The 2,396-nt window shown below is 57.5% G+C and carries 4 protein-coding genes; 1 reads left to right on the top strand and 3 read right to left on the bottom strand.

Annotated elements, in window-relative coordinates; all coding sequences use genetic code 11:
* A partial coding sequence (locus AC2VLY_RS11960; RefSeq protein ID WP_486893703.1) for an LEA/WHy family protein occupies window positions 1-525 on the top strand: 525 nt, incomplete at its 5' end.
* Here the strand turns inward: AC2VLY_RS11960 and AC2VLY_RS11955 are convergent.
* From AC2VLY_RS11955 to AC2VLY_RS11945, 3 genes are all read right to left on the bottom strand, one after another.
* Window positions 464-1,246 (bottom strand): endonuclease/exonuclease/phosphatase family protein, encoded by a 783-nt coding sequence (locus tag AC2VLY_RS11955; protein ID WP_486922346.1) that lies wholly within the window; start codon window positions 1,244-1,246, stop codon window positions 464-466. The two genes, AC2VLY_RS11960 and AC2VLY_RS11955, sit on opposite strands and share 62 nt — an antisense overlap.
* Window positions 1,239-1,604: a hypothetical protein gene (locus tag AC2VLY_RS11950; protein WP_486893700.1), complete on the bottom strand. Its 366-nt coding sequence runs from the start codon at window positions 1,602-1,604 to the stop codon at window positions 1,239-1,241. Before AC2VLY_RS11950 ends, AC2VLY_RS11955 begins: the two co-directional genes overlap by 8 nt.
* On the bottom strand, window positions 1,601-2,396 hold a 796-nt coding region (locus AC2VLY_RS11945), incomplete at its 5' end, for a HesA/MoeB/ThiF family protein (protein WP_486893699.1). The genes AC2VLY_RS11945 and AC2VLY_RS11950, both read right to left, overlap by 4 nt.

Genomic DNA, 2,396 nt, shown 5'->3' with positions numbered 1-2,396 from the left:
ATCTGCTGGAGTGGACTGATGGGTATTGTTACACGAAGTGCTGGCTTCTCCCAAAGTTTTTGGCGTTGGCCTTTGCTGATGATGGCCGCTTTGCCGTTGACGGCTTGCAGTGCTTTTCCGGCCCATTCGCCGCATGTGCAACTGGAAGGCATTCATCCCCAGTCGGTAGGTTTTGTGTCGCAGACTTTTATTCTGGACCTGAAAATCAGCAATCCCAACAGCAGCGCCTTGCGCGCCAAGGCTGGGGAGGCGCGTTTGTTGGTGCAAGACCGGCAGGTGGCTTATGGCCTGCTGAATAAGCCCGTGCAGGTTCCGGCGTATGGAAGTAGCGTGGTTTCCATCCCGGTTACGGGTAATTTGTTACCCGTGTTGGGTGAACTGGGCAGTGTCGACAGTCAGAAGGGCCTGCCCTATGCCGTCAAGGGTTATCTGGTAACAGGACCTTTTGACAGCCGGATTCCGTTTACGGTGACCGGGTCCTTACATTTTCCTCTGGCTTCGAGTTCCAGCGCAGTCGCGCCTTGAGAGCCAGATGATCGGACAGGGGTTCGCCAATACTTTCAATTTCGGTGAATTCCAGGTCCGGGCTACAGAAAATGTGGTCAAAGGAAAAGCGCGGAGACCAGCTCGGAAAGGTAGGCGGGTTCCAGGGCGGCGCCTGTAGCCCGCTTTCGGCCAGGAGCAGGCGGATTTCCGGAGAGCGGGCGGTACAGTTGAGGTCGCCCATGAGAATGAGATGGCGGCGCTGGCGCAGACGTTGCGCGAGATCGCGGATTTGACTGAAACGGGCGTGACGACTGAGGCCCAGATGGGTGATGACGACAGTCAGAGGCTGACCATTGATTTTGGTGCTGGTTTCCAGCATGCCCCGACCTTTCATGAAACTCGGCAGAGTATGCGGTTCACTGCGGGCAATGGGCCAGCGCGAGAGTACGCTGTTACTGTGCTGGGCCAGCTCGCCAAAATCACGGGTGCGTTGCTGCGCCCAGTAAGGAAAGTGCGCCCGTTCTGCCAAAAAACCGGCCTGATTCACATACTGGCTGCGAAACGAGCCGGCATCTACTTCATTCAGGCCGACAACATCCGCTTCTGAAAGAATTTCGGCAATGCGTTCCAGATTACGCAGGCTCTGGCCGTGCGGCATTACATATTTCCAGCCATGGAGCAGCATGTGACGGGCACGATGAGAGCCAATACCCACCTGAATATTGAAGGACATGACCGAAAATCCATTGTGCTCAGTCATTTTCCAGCTCGATGATTTTTTCCTGCCAGCCTTGTCCGGCTTTCCGGGCATAGGCGCGCAAGACGATCACCCCACGGATGTCGGTTGCCAGACGGATTTGGTAGGGTGGATCAAAGGGGCTCAGAGGCTTTTCGGGCAAAGTGCTGTAAGGCTCCTGCGGAGCCGCCGCATAGCAGGCAAAAAGCGTTTCGCCCCGGCTGGTCAGCAGATCCAGCGCCATGCCGTGCTGTTCGGCACTGACCGGGTAAACGGAGCAGGGGCGTGCTTGCAAAGCGCCCACCAGCCCTTGTCCAGCGCCGGACTGCAGATCACCGAGCAGGGCGTTGGCCAGAGTGCGGGGTAAAATCAAGGAGTTCATGCGCAGACCCCGCCGCAAACCCCACAGGCTGGGTCGCGGCGCAATTGTACCTGACGCCATTGCCAGTGGCGGGCGTCGACCAGCAGGAGTTGTCCGCTCAGTGGGGAGTTGTGACCGCTGAGCAGACGAATAGCCTCAACGGCCTGCATGCTGCCGAGAATGCCCAGTAATGGCCCCAGCACCCCGTTGCGGGAGCAGGTATCTTCGCCATTTTCTTCGCCTTGTTCTGGATACAGGCAGGCATAGCAGGCGGTGTCTTGGTCGCGGAAATCAAACACACTGAGCTGCCCCTCCCAGCGAATGGCGGCAGCACTGACCAGCGGTACGCGAGCCTCGCGGCAGGCGCGGTTGATGGCGTGGCGGCTGTGAAAATTGTCGCTGCAATCCAGAACCAGATCATGGGTTTCCAGGGCACTGCCCAGCGATTCATTGCTGGCGTTTTCGGTCCAGGCACTCACCCGGATATGGGGATTCATGGCCAGCAGTCGTTCACGGGCGGCGCTGGCCTTGGGCCGTCCCAGGTCCGCTTCAGTATAAAGAATCTGACGTTGCAGATTACTGATTTCTACAACGTCCCCATCGCAAAGGGTGAGTTGTCCAATTCCTGCCGCAGCCAGATACTGCGATGCCGGACAACCCAGTCCACCCATGCCGATGATGAGTACGCGACTTTGCTGCAGACGTTTCTGCCCTTCGAGGTCAATTTCCGGCAGAAGAATCTGTCGGGAGTAACGCATCAGGGCGGCATCATCCAGGGAATCAGTCATTGTTGAAGTCATAGTCAATGTCATT

It is taken from the genome of Acidithiobacillus sp. TH-A36 (assembly GCF_057473445.1).
This window is presented reverse-complemented; position numbering and strand designations above follow the sequence as displayed.